The 17,812-nt window shown below is 60.2% G+C and carries 14 protein-coding genes; 5 read left to right on the top strand and 9 right to left on the bottom strand.

Going from position 1 to position 17,812, the window contains the following annotated elements:
- The first annotated feature begins 3 nt into the window (after positions 1-3).
- The 3 genes from H1Y61_RS18100 to H1Y61_RS18090 all read left to right on the top strand — a co-directional run bounded on the left by H1Y61_RS18100 (position 4) and on the right by H1Y61_RS18090 (position 5,161).
- Complete coding sequence (locus tag H1Y61_RS18100; protein WP_180574940.1) at positions 4-1,584, top strand: PfaD family polyunsaturated fatty acid/polyketide biosynthesis protein; 1,581 nt, start codon at positions 4-6, stop codon at positions 1,582-1,584.
- The gene (locus H1Y61_RS18095) at positions 1,581-3,272 is read left to right on the top strand and encodes an acyl-CoA dehydrogenase family protein (protein WP_180574939.1); all 1,692 of its coding nucleotides are present in this window, start codon (positions 1,581-1,583) and stop codon (positions 3,270-3,272) included. The genes H1Y61_RS18100 and H1Y61_RS18095 overlap by 4 nt, the downstream gene beginning before the upstream one ends.
- A 77-nt stretch (positions 3,273-3,349) precedes the next feature.
- Positions 3,350-5,161, top strand: a complete 1,812-nt coding sequence (locus H1Y61_RS18090; RefSeq protein WP_180574938.1) for an acyl-CoA dehydrogenase family protein — start codon at positions 3,350-3,352, stop codon at positions 5,159-5,161.
- A gap of 48 nt (positions 5,162-5,209) precedes the next feature.
- Here the strand turns inward: H1Y61_RS18090 and H1Y61_RS18085 are convergent, their stop codons facing one another.
- The 9 genes from H1Y61_RS18085 to H1Y61_RS18045 all read right to left on the bottom strand — a co-directional run bounded on the left by H1Y61_RS18085 (position 5,210) and on the right by H1Y61_RS18045 (position 14,826).
- Positions 5,210-6,154 (bottom strand): acetamidase/formamidase family protein, encoded by a 945-nt coding sequence (locus H1Y61_RS18085; protein ID WP_180574937.1) that lies wholly within the window; start codon positions 6,152-6,154, stop codon positions 5,210-5,212.
- A gap of 17 nt (positions 6,155-6,171) precedes the next feature.
- The gene (locus tag H1Y61_RS18080) at positions 6,172-7,158 is read right to left on the bottom strand and encodes an ABC transporter ATP-binding protein (protein WP_180574936.1); all 987 of its coding nucleotides are present in this window, start codon (positions 7,156-7,158) and stop codon (positions 6,172-6,174) included.
- The gene (locus tag H1Y61_RS18075; protein WP_180574935.1) at positions 7,155-8,180 is read right to left on the bottom strand and encodes an ABC transporter ATP-binding protein; all 1,026 of its coding nucleotides are present in this window, start codon (positions 8,178-8,180) and stop codon (positions 7,155-7,157) included. The genes H1Y61_RS18080 and H1Y61_RS18075 overlap by 4 nt, the downstream gene beginning before the upstream one ends.
- 2 nt (positions 8,181-8,182) lie before the next feature.
- Positions 8,183-9,154, bottom strand: a complete 972-nt coding sequence (locus tag H1Y61_RS18070; protein WP_174112584.1) for an ABC transporter permease — start codon at positions 9,152-9,154, stop codon at positions 8,183-8,185.
- A gap of 10 nt (positions 9,155-9,164) precedes the next feature.
- Positions 9,165-10,196, bottom strand: a complete 1,032-nt coding sequence (locus tag H1Y61_RS18065; protein ID WP_409364001.1) for an ABC transporter permease — start codon at positions 10,194-10,196, stop codon at positions 9,165-9,167.
- A gap of 155 nt (positions 10,197-10,351) precedes the next feature.
- Positions 10,352-12,049, bottom strand: a complete 1,698-nt coding sequence (locus H1Y61_RS18060) for an ABC transporter substrate-binding protein (RefSeq protein WP_235680930.1) — start codon at positions 12,047-12,049, stop codon at positions 10,352-10,354.
- 65 nt (positions 12,050-12,114) lie between these two features.
- Entirely contained in the window at positions 12,115-13,008 is an 894-nt protein-coding gene (locus H1Y61_RS18055; RefSeq protein ID WP_180574933.1) for a proline iminopeptidase-family hydrolase, read from the bottom strand.
- Between the two features lie 31 nt (positions 13,009-13,039).
- Positions 13,040-13,645, bottom strand: a complete 606-nt coding sequence (locus H1Y61_RS18050; RefSeq protein ID WP_156537252.1) for an ANTAR domain-containing response regulator — start codon at positions 13,643-13,645, stop codon at positions 13,040-13,042.
- Positions 13,642-14,826: a transporter substrate-binding protein gene (locus tag H1Y61_RS18045; protein WP_180574932.1), complete on the bottom strand. Its 1,185-nt coding sequence runs from the start codon at positions 14,824-14,826 to the stop codon at positions 13,642-13,644. Before H1Y61_RS18045 ends, H1Y61_RS18050 begins: the two co-directional genes overlap by 4 nt.
- A 393-nt stretch (positions 14,827-15,219) precedes the next feature.
- On the opposite strand from H1Y61_RS18045, the gene H1Y61_RS18040 reads away from it, so the two are divergent.
- Positions 15,220-16,122 (top strand): LysR family transcriptional regulator, encoded by a 903-nt coding sequence (locus H1Y61_RS18040; protein WP_174112588.1) that lies wholly within the window; start codon positions 15,220-15,222, stop codon positions 16,120-16,122.
- A gap of 194 nt (positions 16,123-16,316) precedes the next feature.
- On the top strand, positions 16,317-17,789 hold the full coding sequence (locus tag H1Y61_RS18035; RefSeq protein WP_409364000.1) for an ABC transporter substrate-binding protein: 1,473 nt from the start codon (positions 16,317-16,319) through the stop codon (positions 17,787-17,789).
- Positions 17,790-17,812: the final 23 nt, after the last annotated feature.

The following is a 17,812-nucleotide window of genomic DNA, read 5'->3' as shown; positions in this document are numbered from 1 at the left end:
ATGATGACAATCAATGCACGATTTGAAGACGCCTCCGCAACACCCGCTATTGTCTGGGATACCCCGTCAATCCGTCGGCAATTGCAGAAATTGGATCAACCTGGCTCCGTGGTCAGCGATGGCACCCGGCTTGGGGTGACCTCGGAACTGGAGCCGCTGGAAGCCGGTTTCAAAGTGGTCTGCCGCTATCCCGCCCTGGCGCCAAGTGCGCTGGGGGACCCGGATTTCCTGGCCCGCTACGATCTGCGCTTCCCCTATATGGCAGGCGCGATGGCCAATGGCATCGCTTCGCCGGACCTGGTCATTGCGCTGGCGCAGCAGGGTTTTCTGGCAAGTTATGGTGCGGGCGGTGTCCGGCTGGAACAGGTCGATCAGGCGCTGGCAAAGATTACCTCAGCGCTTCAGGGTGCGCCGTTTTCGGTCAATCTCATCCATAGCCCCAGCGAACCGGCCATGGAAAACGGCCTGATCGATATTCTGCTGCGCTACGGTGTCACCATTGTCGAAGCCTCCGCCTTCATGGGGCTGACGCCAGCACTGGTGCGCTACCGGGCGCTTGGCCTTCGCCGCCGCGACGATGGCAGCATCGATATCGGCCATCGGCTGATCGCCAAGGTCTCACGCTCGGAAGTGGCCTCGGTCTTTATGGAGCCAGCGCCGGAAAACATCTTGAAAAAGCTGCTGGCCCAAGGCGCGATCAGCGAGGAGCAGGCCGCGTTGGCTGCCCAGGTGCCGATTGCCGACGACATTACGGCTGAAGCCGATTCCGGTGGGCATACCGACCGCAGGCCGCTGGTCGTGCTGCTGCCGATCCTGCTGCGGCAGGCGCAGAAAGTGGCCGAGAAAAATGGCTATGCCAAGCCGATCCGCATCGGTGTCGGTGGTGGGCTTGGCTCTCCCAAGGCAATTGCCGCCGCCTTTGCAACGGGTGCCGCCTATGTGGTGACCGGGTCGGTCAATCAGGCCTGCCAGGAATCCGGCTCATCGCCTTCGGTGCGCGCCCTTCTGGCCAAATGCGGCTTTGCCGATACGACCATGGCACCGGCTGCTGATATGTTCGAGCTGGGGGTGGAGTTGCAGGTGTTGAAGCGTGGCACGCTGTTCGCCAGCCGCGCCAAGATGCTCTACGATCTCTATCGCCGCTATGACAGTCTGGATGCCCTGCCTGAACCAGTGGTGCAGGAACTGGAGCAGAAGCTGTTCAAGCAAAGCCTTGCCGATGTCTGGCGGATGACGGCGGATTATTTCATTGGCCGCGACCCCAAACAGGTCACGGAGGCAGAGGCCGATCCGAAGCGTAAGATGGCGCTGGTGTTTCGCGCCTATCTCGGCAAGGCATCCCATTGGGCCAATGCCGGGGAAGAAGGCCGCCAGATCGACTACCAGATCTGGAGCGGCCCGGCGATTGGTGACTTCAACGAATGGACGGCTGGCACCTATCTGGAACAGCCGGAGCGACGCTGCGTGGTGGATGTCGCCACTCATCTGTTACAGGGCGCGGCCTTTGAGACGCGGCTGCATTGGCTGGCCATGGCCGGTGTGCGCTTCCCCCATCCGATGTCCTATGAGATTGCGCCGCTATGACAACATCCGCCTTCTATCTCGACCGGTTGCGGACGCTGTTGGGTGATCCGCTTGAAGACGACCACCCCTTTTCCTTCGCCACTGCCGTGAAGGCCGATCTTGACGGCGATAGTCTTGACCTCCAGGCCACGGCGCTGGTCGAGTCCGGCTTTATCCGGCAGATCATTCCAGCCCATTGGAAGACGGGCGGGGAATTGGTGGATCTGGAAGCCGTGCTTGAAATGGCGCGCCTTCTGGCGGGCCGCAATCCATCGCTGATGCCCCGGCTGATGTATTCCATCGGGGCGATCACGGTGCTTGATCTGGCTGGCACCGAGGCGCAGCGCAAGATCCTGTCGGACTGGCTGCTTGCGGGCCACAGCGTTGCCCTTGCCGTCAACGAACCCGGCATTCGCAGCGATCTGATCAACAACCAGACAAAGGCGGACCGTCAGGGTGACTGGTATGTGATCAATGGCCGCAAATGGCTGGTCGGCCAGGCCGAAAAGGCGCGGGCCTTGATGGTCATGGCCAAGACGGGTGCAGGCGGACCGGCGGCCTTTTCGCTGTTTCTGATCGACCGGCAGCCGCAATGGGAATCCACCCTGCCGCATCCGCGCGCAGAGCTGTCCGGCATGCGCGGCATCGATGTTGCCGATGTCGATATCGATGTGGCCTGCGTCAATGTCGCAAACCGGGTGGGTGGCGAAGGCGAAGGCATCGAACTGGTGTTTCGCGCCGAATCCGTCATCAAGCTTCTGTCGATCGGTGCCATGCTCGGCCCCTGCGAAAGCGCCTTGCGGCTAACCTATGGGGAGATAGCCAAGCAGGCCAATGGCGGCCATCCGCACCAGCATTTCCTACTGGCCGGTGCCTATGCCGATTACCGGATCATGGATAGCGTTGCCAAGGCTGCGGCCCGCTTCGCGTCTTTCCGTCCGCAGCATTTTCCGGTGGCGGCGGCGGTCGCCAAACAGATCGCCCAGGAATTCAGCAGCCGGATTTTCACCAGCCTGATGGCAGCCCTGGGTGCTCGGTCGGTGCTGGCGCAGGAGCCGGTCTCGGCGATCCTTCAGAAATTGCGCCGTGACGGTGAAGTGGCGCAATATATGGATATCAATCCGCAGGTTAACCTCGGCATGTTGGCCAATCAATTGCCCAGTCTGACCAAGCGCCGCACCAAGCTGGAGCCGGGTCTTGCGGATGCGCTGTTTGCGCAATTGCAGGCGGAATTGTCACCATCGTCGCCTTGCCCGGCCATGGTGCTTGCCAAGGTGCCGATGCTGAACAGGGCAGGCGAGCCATTGACGGATCTGTTGCCCGGCCTTGCCGAGCGGTTTGCCAACGCGGCAACCGAGCAGGACCGTGCGGTGGTGGAGGCGCTGCATCAGGCTGAGGCACGCTTTGCCAGCCTGGAAGAGGGCATGGCGGAATTGCTGGCCCTGCGCCAGGGCGAACGGCCGGAAGCCGTCAATGCCGGGGCGCAATTTGCAAGGCTCTATGCCGTGTCCTGCTGCGCGCTATCGGCACTGGCTGAGGGTGGGGACGCGCTTCTGCCCTTCATGCTGCAACGCCTGCTGCTGGCCGGTGATCGCTATGCCTTCGGCGGAGAAGATCGGTTCTATCAGGCGGCTTGGCATCGTCTTGCAGAGGCGATGGGGGCTGGTGAAGACGTTTATGGTGATGAAAGACGGCACGCTGCGGTTTAGCAGCGGTCGATGATTTTTCACGTTTTTTCAGGTGGTCTCGACAGGGCCACGCAAGACATTTTGATCAGGAGTTTCAGATGCTATTTCCCGAGGTGAAGAAAAAAGGGTCTGCCGAGGTCCTGGCGACATTGCGGCAGCTGGATCTGGCCATGGGCGATCCGTGGGATACGGCAGCACCGGCCTCCTTCGCGCAGATCATGGCCGATGACGAAGCAGAGCGGTTCCCGGCCCGTCCCTATGATGCGCTGGTGGGCGAAAGCATCAGCCAATGGCTGGTGCCGGAAGGTGCTGGCGGCATGATGTTTTCCTATCCGGAATCCCTGCAAATGTACCGGGCCATTGCCCGCCGCGATATGACGCTGGCAACCATCGCCATCCTGCCGTTCATCGGCTATCTGGCGATTGTCACCTGCGGCACGGAAGAGCAGATCCGCGAATATGGACGCTTCGTCGCCTCCGGTGGCTCGATTTCCTGGGGGTTGAGCGAAGGCCGTCATGGTAGCGATCTTCTCACCAACGAGACCACGGCGATCAAGGATGGTGAGTTCTACCGCGTCAACGGCGAGAAATGGCCGATTGGTTTTGCCGACCGGGCCGGTGCGATGATTGTTCACGCCCGCACGGACGAGGCGATTTCGCCGGTCTCTCACACCATGCTGATCGTTGACCGCAGCCATCTTGAGCGCAAGAATTACCGGGTTCTGCCCAATGAGCGTCTTTACGGCGTGCGCGGTCTGCCGCTGGGCGGGGTGCGCTATGAAGATGCCAAGGTGCCGGTTGGTCAGGTGCTTGGCCGCGAAGGTGCCGGGCTGGAAGTGTCGCTGAAAAGCCAGCAATCCCTGCGGCTTGGCGTGGCTGCCATGTGCCTCGGCGCTGTCGATACCGGCTTGCGGCTGGCTTATGGCTTTGCTGCCAACCGAAGCCTCTATGGCAACCAGAAGGTGATCGAATTGCCGGTCAGCCGTCGCCAGATCGCCGATGCCTATGCTGATCTGATGATTTCGGAAATCATGGTCGCCTCTGCGACCCGGCTGGTGCATTGCCTGCCCCGCCAGCTTTTCCTCTATTCGTCGATTTCCAAGTATCTGGTGCCGAAGCGGCTGGAACAATCGCTGCAAAGCCTGGCAACAGTGATCGGCGCCCGCTTCTACATGCGTGATGGCTTCGGCCATGGCGTCTTCCAGAAGCTACTGCGTGATATCGGCATGACGGGCTTTGTCGATGGCAATAGCTATGTGAATATGCGCGTCGTCGGCAGCCAGATGGAACTGGCTCTTGGCAAGGCGCTGGCTGCTCATGAACAGCCGTTTGATGCAGCGCGCCGGGCGTTGCTGGATGATATCTACGATATCCGCCGTCCTGTGGGGCCGCCGCGCTGGAGCAAGCTCGGTCTGTCCGGCAATGGCGACGATATCAGCCTGGCTGGCCTTCCCGATGCGCTGCGCGAGTTGAAGCCGCTGGTGTCGGAGAGCGAATATGCGCTGGCATTGAGCGTGATGGATGAGGTCGTCAAGCTGGATCAGGCCCGGCGTGACGATCAGGCGAGACTTGGTCGCGGATTTTCCAACAGCGCCAATTTCTATGCATTGACGGACCGTTATTGCAGCCTGAATGCTGCCGCCTGCTGCATCCAGTTTGCTGTGGCCAATGCTGGTGGCATGCCTGGCTCACTGCCGGACGGATCGGGCTGGCTTGGCTATTGCCTGAAGCGGATCATGCACTGGATGTATCCGACCGAGTTCCTGCCAGAGCCGGAAGAGGTGTCCGGCCTGATTGAGGTGATCGGTGATCTCTATCAGTCTAACCGGGCCTTCTCGGTCTTCCCCTTCGAATATGCCGGAAGCCGTGAAAGCATGGAACAGGGCGGCAAGCTGCTGACCAATAGTTGATACGAGAAGACATTGATGAAGGCTGCTTGTGCGGCCTTCACCATGCCATCAGGCAAAAACGATTCGGGGAAAATAAAAGCTCACCACCCAGTTCGGCATATCGACCACTTCGCTGATCCTGAGATCGCCGCAGACCGAGCAAAGCAGATAGGCATCGACCGGGGCCATGCCGTGTTCGTCGGCGAGAAGATCGACCATCCGCATTACGGCCTCCCGGGCGCCGGTCATCAGGTCAGGGCCGATGCCGGTTGTCACTTCATAGCCCGCGCCGTCCAGATGCCGGGTGACGGGTTCGGTGACGGTAAAGCGCGGGCTTTGCAGGGTCATGCCCTTCACCAGATCCAGTGTCAATTCCACATCCATCCGGCTTTCGATAGCGGTGCCGCACACTTCGCCATCGCCCTGGGCGGCATGGGTATCGCCGACCGAGAACAATCCGCCCTCGACCTCAACCGGCAAATAAAGCGTCACGCCCGCGGAGAGATCGCGAATATCGAGATTGCCGCCAACCCGGCGCGGTGGCACGACCGAGTGCGGACCGGGGTCGGCTGGCGCAAGCCCGATGGTTCCGGCGAAGGGTTTCAGCGGCACCTTGCCGCCTGGGCCGTAAAGGGCAGGGGCCATGGACACCGCATCATAGTGCCAGACATGCAGGGCCGGGTCCTTGAACTGATCGGCCAGCAGGCCGAAGCCTGGAATATTTGCGGTCCAGCCGAGGCCGGAGGGATGAAACTTGCGGATCGAGACCTTGATGACATCGCCGGGCATGGCGCCCTCGATATAAACCGGGCCGGACACCGGGTTGATCCCGGCGAAATCCAGGGTCGCAAGGCTCGCAGGAGTTGCATTTGCGTCGAGCTGCCCGCCGGAGGCATCCATGCATTCAAAGAGGATTGTTTCGCCGGGTTTTGCGACCAGCGCCGGTTTGAAATCCTTGTCCCAGCCAAAGTGATGCTGGGCGCGGTGGATGGTGTGGGTGCAGGCGATGCACATGGCAGGCTCCCTTTTCTTCAATCCAGCGGAAAATGACAGGCGACCTTGCGCTCTGTCGAGACAGGCGTCAGCGGTGGCCGCAGGTCGCGGCAGATATCCTTCGCATAAGGACAGCGGGTGGAAAACTTGCAGCCGCTTGGTGGGTTGAGCGGGCTTGGAATTTCGCCAGTCAGCAGGATGCGTTCGCGCTTGTCACGCTTATGTGGCTGCGGAATGGCAGAGAGCAGCGCCTGGGTATAGGGATGGCTGGGATTGGCATAGAGTGCATCCGTTTCGCCGATTTCGACGATGGAGCCGAGATACATCACCGCCACCCGCGTTGAGACCTGCCGCACCACGGCCAGATCATGGGCAATGAACACATAGGTGAGGTCGAGCTTTTCGCGCAAATCGCTGAACAGGTTGACGATCTGCGCCTGCACCGACACATCGAGCGCCGAGACCGGCTCGTCGGCGACAATCATCTTCGGCTCGACCGCCAAGGCCCGGGCAACGCCGATCCGCTGGCGCTGGCCGCCGGAAAACTCATGCGGATAGCGATCCAGATACTCGCGCCGGAGCCCGACGAGATCCATCAGCTCGGCCAACCGGTCCTCGATCGCGGCGCCCTCGCGGATCTTGTGAACCTTCAGCACTTCGCTCAGCACATCGCGCACCTTGCGGCGCGGATTGAGCGAGGCGGAGGGGTCCTGGAAAATCATCTGCATCTTGCGCCGCACCGATTTCAGCGCCTTGCCGTCCACCTTGGTAATGTCCTGTCCGTCAAACGTCAGCGAGCCGCCGCTGACATCGTAAAGGCGTGTCAGACAGCGTCCGAGCGTCGATTTTCCGGAGCCGGATTCTCCGACAAGCCCAAGGGTTTCGGTGGGATAGACATCGAGGCTGATGCCTTCGACGGCGCGCAGCAGTTTGCCGGAGCCGGGACGCATGGTCTTACCGACAGTGAAACTCTTGGTGAGATCCTGCGTCGAGAGCAGGGGCGTGGTGTGAGATGTCTCGCTCATGCCAGGGTCTCCAGCGGCAGGATGTCTTGGCGAAGGGCCTCACGCTCCGGCCCGTCCAGCACGCAGAGTGCCGAATGCTCTCCCATGCGCCGCAATGGCGGATGTGCTGCGCAGTCCTCCCGCGCAAACATACAGCGCGGTGCAAAACCGCAGCCCTCCGTCAGGCTGTCTGGCGTGGGGGGCATGCCGGGAATGGATTTCAAGCGCTTCAGGCGTGGCCCTGTCAAAGGCGGGATCGAGGCCATCAGGCCCCAGCTATAGGGATGCATCGGTGTCGAGAAGATCTGGTCGGTCGTGCCGCGTTCAACAATGCGGCCCGCATACATCACCGCCACCCGGTCAGCGACTTCTGCGACCACGCCCATGTCATGGGTGATGAGAATGATGGCCGAGCCGAAATCCTTGCGCAAACGGATCAACAGGTCGAGCACCTGCGCCTGCACCGTCACGTCCAGCGCCGTCGTCGGCTCGTCGGCCACCAGCAGCGCCGGGCTACAGGAGAGCGCCATGGCGATGACGACACGCTGGCGCATGCCGCCGGAAAGCTGATGCGGATAGCGGTCCACCGCTTCACCTGGATTGGACAGGCCGACTTCACCCAACAGTTCGATGGCCCGCAGCCGTGCCGCCCGTGCCGAGATCGGCTCATGGGCGCGGATCTGTTCGGCGATCTGCCAGCCCACTGATTTCACCGGGTTCAGTGCCGTCATCGGGTCCTGGGAAATCAGGCCGATCTGCTTGCCGCGAATGCGCCGCATCTGGCTTGCCGACATTTCCAGAATGCGCTGGCCGCGAAAGGTGACGGTGCCGTCCACCCGCGTGGTCTTGCGGTCATGCAGGCCGAGCAGTGACAAGAGGGTCACTGATTTGCCGGAGCCGGATTCGCCGACAACAGACAGGATTTCGCCTTCGCGCACGCTAAAGGACACGTCGCGCACCGCCCGCACATAGCCGCGATCAGTGGCGAAGGAGACGCTGAGGCCGTTGACATCAAGCAATAGGGGTTTTTCGGTCTGGGTCATTTTCAGCTTCCCCGCACGCGCGGATCGATCAGCACATAGACGACATCAACAAGGGCATTGGCGATGACGACGAAGAACGAGGCGTAGATCACAGTGCCAAGGATCATCGGCAGATCGAGATTGAGCAGGGCCTGATAGGTCAGGCGCCCGACGCCGTTCAGCCCGAACACCACTTCCGTCAGCAGCGCCGAGCCACCGACCAGCGCACCAAAATCCAGCCCGAACATGGTGACGAACGGAATGAGCGAGGTACGCAGCGCATGGTGCAGCATGACCCGCGATGGGCTGAGACCCTTGGCGCGGGCGGTGCGGATGAAATCCTCCTGATAGGATTCGACCAGTGTGGCCCGCAGCACCCGGCCATAGATGCCGATATAAAGTGCTGCCAAGGTACACCATGGGATGATCAGCGTCTTGAACCAGCCAGCTGGGTCGGTGAAAAACGGCTTGTAGCCAAGCGATGGTACCCATGAGAAGAAGATCGTGTCGTGGAAGCGGTTCTGGGAGATCAGGTTCATCACCTCGCCCAACCAGTAGACCGGCATGGAAACACCGATCAGTGCCAGCACCATCAGCCCGCGATCCAGCGCGGTGTCCCGCGCCATGGCGGCAATCACCCCGACCGCGATCCCGCCGATCACCCAGAGCACGGCGGCGCCGAACACCAGCGATAGGGTCACGGGGGCGGCCGCCGTCACTTCCGGCACCACCTTCATGCCGCGATTGACGAAGGATGCGAGATCCTGGGTGATGAACAGCCGTTTCATCATGATGCCGTATTGCACCGGCAGCGGTCGGTCGAAGCCGAATTCCTTGCGGATTGCCTGGACGGTTTCCGGCGAGGCATTGCGTCCGGCAATACGGGCGGCAGGATCAGCGCCCGGCGTGGCGAAAAAGATCAGGAAGACCAGCGCCGAAATGCCGAACAACACGAAGATCATCTGGGCGAAACGTTGAATGAGGGCGTAAATCATCGGGGGCTCCTCAAATCACTTTGGTGCGCGGGTCGAGTGCATCGCGCACGCTGTCACCCAGCACGTTGAGCGCCAGCACGCAGAGCACAATGGCAATGCCCGGCGCCAGGGCCACCAGCGGGCGGGTGTAAAGCAGCCCCTGGCCATCCTGGATGATTGTTCCCCAGCTGGCATCCGGGGCCTGCACGCCGATGGAGAGGAAGGACAGCGAGGATTCGGTGATAATGTTCAGCGCCATCATCAGCGGAATGAAGACGATCAGTGTGGTCGAGACATTCGGCAAGATGTCCTTGATCAGGATGCGCCATTTGGGAATGCCAAGACCGATGGCTGCCAGCACGAATTCGCTGTTTTTGAGCGAAAGCACCCGCCCGCGCACCGGACGCGCCACGTAAGGCACGTAGATAATGCCGATAATGCCGATGGGCAGCAGCAGGCTGCTGGAATTGATCTCGATGGGGCCGATGGTAATGCCTTGCGAAATCAGCACGATGGACAGCGAAATCGCCAGAAGATAGACCGGGAAGGCCCAGAGAATATCGAGAATGCGCGACAGAACCATATCGGTGACGCCGCCGAAGAAGCCAGCCGAAATCCCGACGATTGCGGCCAGCACCAGACAGATCAAGGTTGACGATGCCGATATCAGCAGCGAATTGCGCCCGCCATAGAGCAGGCGGGCAGCAACATCGCGGCCCTGACTATCGGCACCCAGAAAATACGGCCCTTTGAGGGTTGGCCCGATGGGGGTAACGCCCAGGCCAAGGCCTTCGGTAGATGCCTGCATAACCTTCACCCGCTGACCGTCGATTGTCACCCTGCCGCTGAGATTGGAGCGGAATGGGTCGGTGCCCGATACCATCGAGGCATAGAGCGGGGCGGCGAGGCTGGAGGCGATGATGACCAGCAGCACAAAGGCCGCTGCGATCGCTGATCGGTCGCCACGCAGCAAACGCCACGCCCGCCGCCATGGTCCGGCGCCACCGGCTTTTCTGGGGGCCTGCGGTTCAGGCTCTCGATTGGATTGGGCATGGCTGGCCATGCCTTCCGACACATCGTTCATCTGCGCTTCTCTTCAAGCTCGGTCATGGAGGAAATGGAGGGGAGGAGGCTTTTTAGGTAAAAGACTTCTCCCCACCCTCCCCAACGAGGGGAGGGTGGGCAGGGCTTTTTACGCCTCGCCCCTGATGTACCAGCTTATTTCACCCAGGATTGCGAGATCACCCAGCGGTTCTGCTTGTTGAACAGGTAGTTGCCCAGCCGCGCCGAAGTGAAGTTGACGCTCTTTGGCGTGAACAGAGGTGCAAGCGGTGCCTGTTCCATGAAGGCTTTGTCGATCTTGGCCCAATTGGCGTCAGCGGCTTTTGGGTCCTTGATGGAGAGGGCCATCGTGTCCTGCATCTGCTTGTCCAATTCCTTGTTGCAGTAACCGGCGATATTGATGGAGGCATCGCTGCCCGGATGAATGCTGTCGCAGGACAGCAGCACGTTGATGAAGTCCGAGGCTGCCGGATAATCCATGTACCACTGCGTGACGCTGATCTGGACGTTGTTGTTGGTGTTCTGAATATAGGTGAACTCGATATTCGGCGAGATTGCCTTCAGCGAAGCGTCATAGCCAAGCTCGTTCAACAGGCTCTGCACATAGGTGCCAATGCCGCGACCAACGGCATTATCCTCGGCAATGATCGTTACCTTCTGGCCAGCCGTGCCGCTTTCCTTGATCAGTGCCTTGGCCTTGTCCATATCCGGCTCGCTCCAGCTTTCGCCGGGGTTCTTGGTGTAAAGGCAATTGGGAGCATAGCCGGGGAAATCCGGCGGCAGGATCTGGCAGGTCGGGGAGGCCAGTGCATCGCCGCCAAACAGGCCAACCAGCGCGTCGCGGTCGAGCGCATAGTTTACCGCCTGACGCACCTTGATATTGTTGAACGGTGCCAGATTGGTGTTCATCGGTAGGTACCAGAAGGCGGCCAGCGGATCGATATGCATCTGCTTGGCATATTTCGAGCCCAGTTCCGGCAGACGGTCGGCGGGCGGCGTGTCGAACATCCAGTCGACCTGACCGTTCTGGATGGCGTTGATCGTGGCTTCCTCGGTCATGCCGAACTGGTAGACGATTTCGTCGGCATAGCCATCCGGCTGGGCATCGACGCTCCATTCCTTGAAATGCGGATTGCGCTTCAGCACCATTTTTTCATTCGGGTTGTAGCTGGCAATCATATAGGGGCCGGTGGCAGGCAGGGCCGTCGTGCCTGCGTCCTTGGCGGGTGTATCGGCTGGCAGGATGCTGGCATGCGGCACGGCCATCTTGTCGAAGAATTCCGAATCCGCCTGGGTCAGGTGTATGGTCACGGTGCCAGCCGCATCATCGGCAATCACGCCACCTTCAAGCGTGCAGTTTGCCGCATCGGCAATGCATTTGTCGGCGCCGACAATGCCGTTGTAAAAACTGCCAGTGGTCGGACCATTGACCTTGAAGATACGCTGGAAGGAGGCGACCACATCCGATGGCTTCAACTCCTGCCCGGTCGAGAACATGATGCCCTTGCGGATCTTGAACACATAGGTCTTGCCATCGTCCTGCGGCTCGGGAATGGCTTCGGCTACATCAGGCACGATCTTGAAGCCCTCGGTGCCGGCGGCCTGCTTGAACTTGACCAAGCCGTCATTGGTCATCTGCAAAACCTGCCAGTATTGGCCGGTATAGTTGATGGCGGGGTCGATGGTGCCCGCCGCCGAAACGGCGGCCAGCACCATGGTGCCGCCGCGATGCTGGGCCATCAGCGCCGCCCGGTCCTGCGCATAGGATAGGCCGGTAAGTGCTGTCTGGGCGAGAAGGCAGGTTGCGAGAAATGTGCCTGCCTTGCAGGACAAGGTGCTGGTCAATCTGGTCATGGAGTTCATTCCCTCTGGTTCTTCTTGGGTTGTGTTCATTCTGGCGGCTCTTGTCGGGGCCGTTATCAGGGCGCTTTCTGGTCAAGGAAGGTGCTGACCTCCGCCATGCAGGCGTCGCGCTCTTCCACATGCGGCATGTGACTGGACTGTTCGAAAATCCGCCAGCGCACATCTGGGATCTCATCGGCGAAGGGCTGCACGCAGGCTTCTGTTGCCTCGTCGAACCGGCCGGAAATCAGCAATGTCGGGACAGTGATGGTCGAGAGCCTGCCCTCGATTGTCCAGTCCTTCATGGTGCCGATGACGTGGAATTCATTGGGGCCGTTCATGGTGTGATAAACGGTCGGATCGGCGGCAATCGCATCAAAGTTACGCTGCACTTCTGCTGGCATCGGCACGACGCGGCAGACATGGCGCTGGTTGAAGACATCGGTTGCCTTCATATAGTCTTCGCTGTCGGTGGTTTCCGCCTGTTCGTGCGCCAGCAATGTCGCCTGCACGTCAGCAGGCAACGCTTCACGCAGCCGATTTGCTTCCGAAACCCAGGTGCGCAGCGAGGCGGGGGAATTGGCGATCACCAGGGCTTTCAGTCCTTCGGGCTGGTCCACGGCAAATTCAGCGCCGAGCATGCCGCCCCAGGATTGACCGAGCAGGCAATAGGCGCTGCGAATGCCCAGATGGTCGATCAGGTTGTGCAGTTCCGCCTTGAAAAACGCCACCGTCCAGAAGTCGCCGCCCTTGTCGGGCAGATGGGTGGATTTGCCATTGCCGACCTGATCGTAATGAATGACGGCGCGGCCCGTTGCGGCGATGTCCTTGAAACTATCGACATAGTCATGGGTGCAGCCAGGACCGCCATGGGCCACGATCAGCGGCGGCTTGCCGGAGGTGATATCGCCGGTCACCCGGTACCAAGTCTGATACTCGCCGTAAGGGGCGAAACCTTCAATACTCGACACGCAAAAACTCCTTATGGACTGCAATTCTGTTTCAGTTGGATTTCGGGATCGGGAACTCGCCGATATGCCGGTCATTGCGGCAGATGGCCTCGGCGGCATCCTCGATGGTCATGCCCCAGTCCATCGCCACCATGCGCAATCTGCGCCAGGCCTCAGCCTCGGTGCAGGCACCCTGCCGCAGCAATTCCAGTACGGCATGCACCACGACCGGCCTTTGGCGGACGCGGTTTTCCAGGCTGCGGATGTCATCGGCCTGGCTGCGGGCTGCCTGATAGGCGTGGGCGGCAATCAACAGGGCGCTATAGGCGCCGGTGGAGCCGACCGGTTTTAGGAGATGGGCATTGGAGCCTTGCGATAACGCCCATTCGATCCGCCCCGGGGTTTCCGAGCCGATCAGCGCAATCATCGGCATCGGCGCAAAGCCGGCTGGCCAGGGAAATTGACCATCATGGCCCATATCAGCATCGAAAAACACGATATCGGCCCCGGCATGGCTCTCGTCCAGTTGGGGCCAGGCAACCGTCACCCGGATATGCAGGAGTTCGAGCTGGCGTTGCAGCGCATCGACGGAAGGATGCGGGCGATGCAGGATGATTGCATGCCAATTGGCTAGCAGAGGACGTTCGGGCCGCTTCATTTGATCACCTTCAGCGATGGTGACGTCTGGGGTTTAGGCGCGGGTGGAGTGTCTTCCATTCGCTTTGGCTGGCTGCGCACCAGATAGGGATCAGCCTCGATGGGAACCGCCGCACTCTGGAACACCGTGAAAGAACCATCGTGGTCCGAAAGTGCAATATGCGGACGAAGTGCTGCGTGCTGGGTGCGGGGGTCGATTTTCAATGGCCCAAGCGGGGTGCGAAACAGCCGGTTCGTGGCGGCATGGCGCACGGCCTCCGGCATGTCGCTGCCCACATCGGCCATCGCCTGTGCCAGAACCATGACAGCGGTATAGGCGGAAACGAAAGGTGTCGTCAGGCGGCGGTCCTGACCGTGCCGCCGTGCGATTCCTGCCTTGAACTTCTGATTTTCCGCGCTCTCCAGCCCCTGGAAATAAACAGATGTGGTGATATGGCCAATCCGTGCGGATGGCTCCAGAACGGCGAGATCGGTTTCGCAGAGATTGCAGGCGGTGACCGGACAGTTTTCAGGGCCAAAAGCGGGATCTTCGCGCCGCAGGGCATCATAGGCGGCCAGAAAGGCGGCAGCCGATTGGCCGACGAGATTGCTCAGGATGAAATCGGGCCGCTTCAGGCGGATTTCGGCAATCAGGTGATCGACCTGGGTCGAGCCGAGCGGCATATAACGATCCGCGACGACCTGGCCGCCGCTGGCCTCGGTCAGTTCCCGGGCGATGCGGCTGACTTCCCAGCCCCAGATATAATTGGACCCGACAATGAAAGGCCGCCGCCCGAACCGTGGCAGGATATGCGCAAACAGCGGCAGAAGGTGCTGGTTGGGGCAGGCGCCCAGATAAAGCGCACTGTCGCTGGCTTCATAGCCCTCATAAGGAAAGGCATACCAGAGCAGGGCGCCGGACCGTTCGACCACCGGCAGGATTTCCTTGCGGCTCCAGGAGGTGATGGCGCCGATGATATGTTTGCAGCCGTCGTCGCGGGTTGCCGCTTCCGCCATCAATCCATAGCGCTCGGCATTGCCACCGGGATCGGCCAGTTTTGCCTCTATTTGAACAGCAGATGCCGCATCTGTATTGATCTGCGCAATGGCCGCCATCGCCCCATCCACTGCTTCCCGACCAAGTGCCGCATAAGGCCCGGTGGTCGAGAACAGGATCGAAATCGGAACGGTCATCCTTGTCATGCAGTCTCTCTGGTCATGCGATTTTCTCTGACAGTCAAAATCGCACATAAAAAAAGCCCCGGCCCGTCCGTGAAGACGAGTGGCGGGGCGTGTTTGCCTGCGGCATCAAAGCCATGTGTTCGGCGGCCAGGACAATAAACGGTGTCCAGTCGCCAGTTTGCCCCTAAATCCGTGTGGACTATCGGAAGCTCACTTGCAGGCTATGCCCGGATTAAAATATAGTCAACAGAAATTTTCGCCCATTTAATAGGCTTTAATGGTTGCGCGCTTGTGTCTTCTGCAACGAGCACGCTTAACGGAGTGACAGGGCCAATATGGGAAAACATCACCCCAGGCGGGACTTGGAAGGCGTGGAGAAATCTGGCAATTCTGCTGGGGTGGGGATGAACGGGCATGCAGATAAAAGCACTGATCTATTTCGATGAACTGGTGCGAACCCGCTCGATGCGGGCCGCTGCCGAGCGTCTGAATGTGCAGCCGACCGCCTTTGCCCGCCAGATCGATCAATTGGAGCATTATTTCGGCACGGTGCTGATCGAGCGGTCGAGCCGGGGCATCCAGTTGACGGCGGCGGGCGAGTTGCTTGCGGCAAGAGCGGGCAAGACATTGCGGGAGTTGAACCATGTTCACCAGTTGATCGACGATCTCCAGGGCTTGAAGCGCGGCCACGTCAATATCCACGCAAACGGTGCGACGGTTGCCAATCTGCTGGCACCGGCTCTGGCTGATTTCAGCCTGGTCTATCCCAATATCCGGTTTTCGGTGACGATTGCCAGCGCCGGACAGGCGATGGAGGCCTTATCGAGTGCCAAGGCGGACATGGCTGTTACCCTGTTTTCCGAGCCTGATCCGGGCATACGGGTGCGAGCACGGGCGCAAATCATTTATGATGTCATCGCCGCCAGCCATCATCCGGCGGCACGGATGACGGAGATGTCTATAACGGATCTTGCCCGCTTTCCGCTGGCGGTGCCGGACGGGTCTTATGGCGCTCGCCGGGCCTTCGATGCCTGGTTTTCCAAGGCCGGTCTGGAGCTTGATCCGGTCTTTGTGACGGGATCGCTGGAAATGCAGCGGGAACTGGTCTTGCGCGGTGCCGCCTTGACGCTGCTGCCAGCCCAGACGGTGGCGCGAGAACGCCGGTCCGGCGAACTGGTGATTATCCCGATTGCCGGTGGGACGGGCATCCGCACACCCATCGATCTGTGCGTCGCCGGTGACCGGCAATTGTCGTTTGCCGCTTCAAAGCTGGTGGATGCGGTTGAGCGGTTCATGCGCGAGCAGATGGGGAAATGAAGATATGCGTGTAGCGTTTTGCGCTCCACGCAGAACACAAAAAACTGCATTGTGTGGTTGCTTGCGAAATGACAGTATTTTCGGCAATGACGCCACCCGTGGTAAACACGGAAAAACGAGCGTTCACGAAGGGGAATTTGACGATGGTTCATGCACGCTTTTTCAAGCCGGGCACTTTGCGTCGCATCGCGCTGATGACGCTGGCGGCGACAGTCTCGCTTGTCGGCCCCGGCCTGGCGACGGCGGCCCAGAGGACGCTGACACTCGGCATGAATATCGAGCCGACCGGGCTTGATCCGACGGTGGCAGCCCCTGTGGCCATCGGCCAGGTGACCTGGCAGAATATTTTTGAAGGGCTGGTTGCCATCGACCGTGACGGAAAGATCGTGCCGCAGCTGGCGAAAAGCTGGGAAATTTCACCCGACGGTCTCACCTACACATTCAAGCTCCAGGAGGGCGTGACCTTTCACGATGGTGAGGCGTTTGATTCCTCCGTGGCGAAATTCACGCTCGACAGGGCGAGAGGCCCGGACTCGGTCAATGGCCAGAAACGGTTTTTCAGCGCCATCGACAGTATCGAGACGCCGGACAAGGCAACGCTGGTCTTGAAACTGAAGGAACCGGCGGGCTCGCTGCTCTACTGGCTGGGCTGGCCCGCCTCCGTGATGGTGGCGCCGAAAAGTGCCGCTGATGACAAGACCAATCCCATCGGCACAGGCCCGTTCAAATTCGTCAGCTGGACCAAGGGCGACCGGGTCGAGCTTGCCGCCAACCCTGATTACTGGAACAAGCAGGTGAAGCTTGGCCTCGACAAGGTGGTGTTCCGCTTCATTCCCGATGCCCAGGCCCAGGCGGCGGCGCTGAAATCCGGCGGCATCGATGCCTTTCCGGAGTTCAGCGCGCCGGAACTGATGGACAGTTTCAAGGACGACGCCAAGCTTGCGACTGTGGTCGGCAATACCGAGCTGAAGGTCGTGGCGGGCATGAACAACACCCGCAAGCCGTTCAACGACAAGCGTGTGCGCCAGGCGCTGATGATGGCGATTGATCGCTCGACGCTGGTGGAAGGCGCCTGGTCCGGCTATGGCACTGTGATCGGCAGCCATTATACGCCGAACGATCCAGGCTATATCGATACCACCAAGGTCCTGCCCTATAACCCGGAAAAGGCCAAGGCGCTTCTGGAGGAGGCTGGCTATCCAAACGGGTTCAGCTTCACCATCAAGACCCCGCAAATGACCTATGCGCCGCGCAGCGCCGAAATCATGCAGGCCATGCTGGCTGAAATTGGCGTGACGATGACGATAGAGCCCACCGAGTTTCCGGGAAAATGGGTGTCGGACGTGTTCAAGGCTACGGACTATGACATGACCATCGTTGCTCACGCCGAGCCAATGGATATCGATATCTATGCCCGCGACCCCTATTATTTCAACTATAAGAACCCGGTTTTCAACGAGACGATCAAGAAAATCCAGGCCACATCCGATCCGGCGGCCCAGGCCAAGCTCTACGGTCAGGCGCAACAGATCCTGGCGGAGGACGTACCCGCCCTCTATCTGTTCGTCATGCCGAAGCTTGGTGTGTGGAACAAGAAAATCAAGGGCTTGTGGGAAAACGAACCGATCCCAGCCAATGTTTTGTCACAGGTGTATTGGGAGGATTGATCCTGATCGGCGATGACCTGAAA

This window comes from Agrobacterium vitis (assembly GCF_013426735.1).
Taxonomy (GTDB): domain Bacteria; phylum Pseudomonadota; class Alphaproteobacteria; order Rhizobiales; family Rhizobiaceae; genus Allorhizobium; species Allorhizobium vitis_D.
The sequence above is the reverse complement of the archived record's forward strand: the minus strand, read 5'-3'. Positions and strand labels throughout refer to the sequence as shown.

Bases quoted from the DNA above. Each gene is read 5' to 3' on its own strand.
- H1Y61_RS18100 (WP_180574940.1), top strand. From the start codon at position 4: ATGACAATCAATGCACGATTTGAAGACGCCTCCGCAACACCCGCTATT.
- H1Y61_RS18040 (WP_174112588.1), top strand. From the start codon at position 15,220: ATGCAGATAAAAGCACTGATCTATTTCGATGAACTGGTGCGAACCCGC.
- H1Y61_RS18065 (WP_409364001.1), bottom strand. From the start codon at position 10,196: ATGGCCAGCCATGCCCAATCCAATCGAGAGCCTGAACCGCAGGCCCCC.
- H1Y61_RS18075 (WP_180574935.1), bottom strand. From the start codon at position 8,180: ATGACCCAGACCGAAAAACCCCTATTGCTTGATGTCAACGGCCTCAGC.
- H1Y61_RS18070 (WP_174112584.1), bottom strand. From the start codon at position 9,154: ATGATTTACGCCCTCATTCAACGTTTCGCCCAGATGATCTTCGTGTTG.
- H1Y61_RS18085 (WP_180574937.1), bottom strand. From the start codon at position 6,154: ATGTGCATCGCCTGCACCCACACCATCCACCGCGCCCAGCATCACTTT.
- H1Y61_RS18080 (WP_180574936.1), bottom strand. From the start codon at position 7,158: ATGAGCGAGACATCTCACACCACGCCCCTGCTCTCGACGCAGGATCTC.
- H1Y61_RS18060 (WP_235680930.1), bottom strand. From the start codon at position 12,049: ATGACCAGATTGACCAGCACCTTGTCCTGCAAGGCAGGCACATTTCTC.
- H1Y61_RS18045 (WP_180574932.1), bottom strand. From the start codon at position 14,826: ATGACAAGGATGACCGTTCCGATTTCGATCCTGTTCTCGACCACCGGG.
- H1Y61_RS18050 (WP_156537252.1), bottom strand. From the start codon at position 13,645: ATGAAGCGGCCCGAACGTCCTCTGCTAGCCAATTGGCATGCAATCATC.
- H1Y61_RS18095 (WP_180574939.1), top strand. From the start codon at position 1,581: ATGACAACATCCGCCTTCTATCTCGACCGGTTGCGGACGCTGTTGGGT.
- H1Y61_RS18090 (WP_180574938.1), top strand. From the start codon at position 3,350: ATGCTATTTCCCGAGGTGAAGAAAAAAGGGTCTGCCGAGGTCCTGGCG.
- H1Y61_RS18035 (WP_409364000.1), top strand. From the start codon at position 16,317: ATGACGCTGGCGGCGACAGTCTCGCTTGTCGGCCCCGGCCTGGCGACG.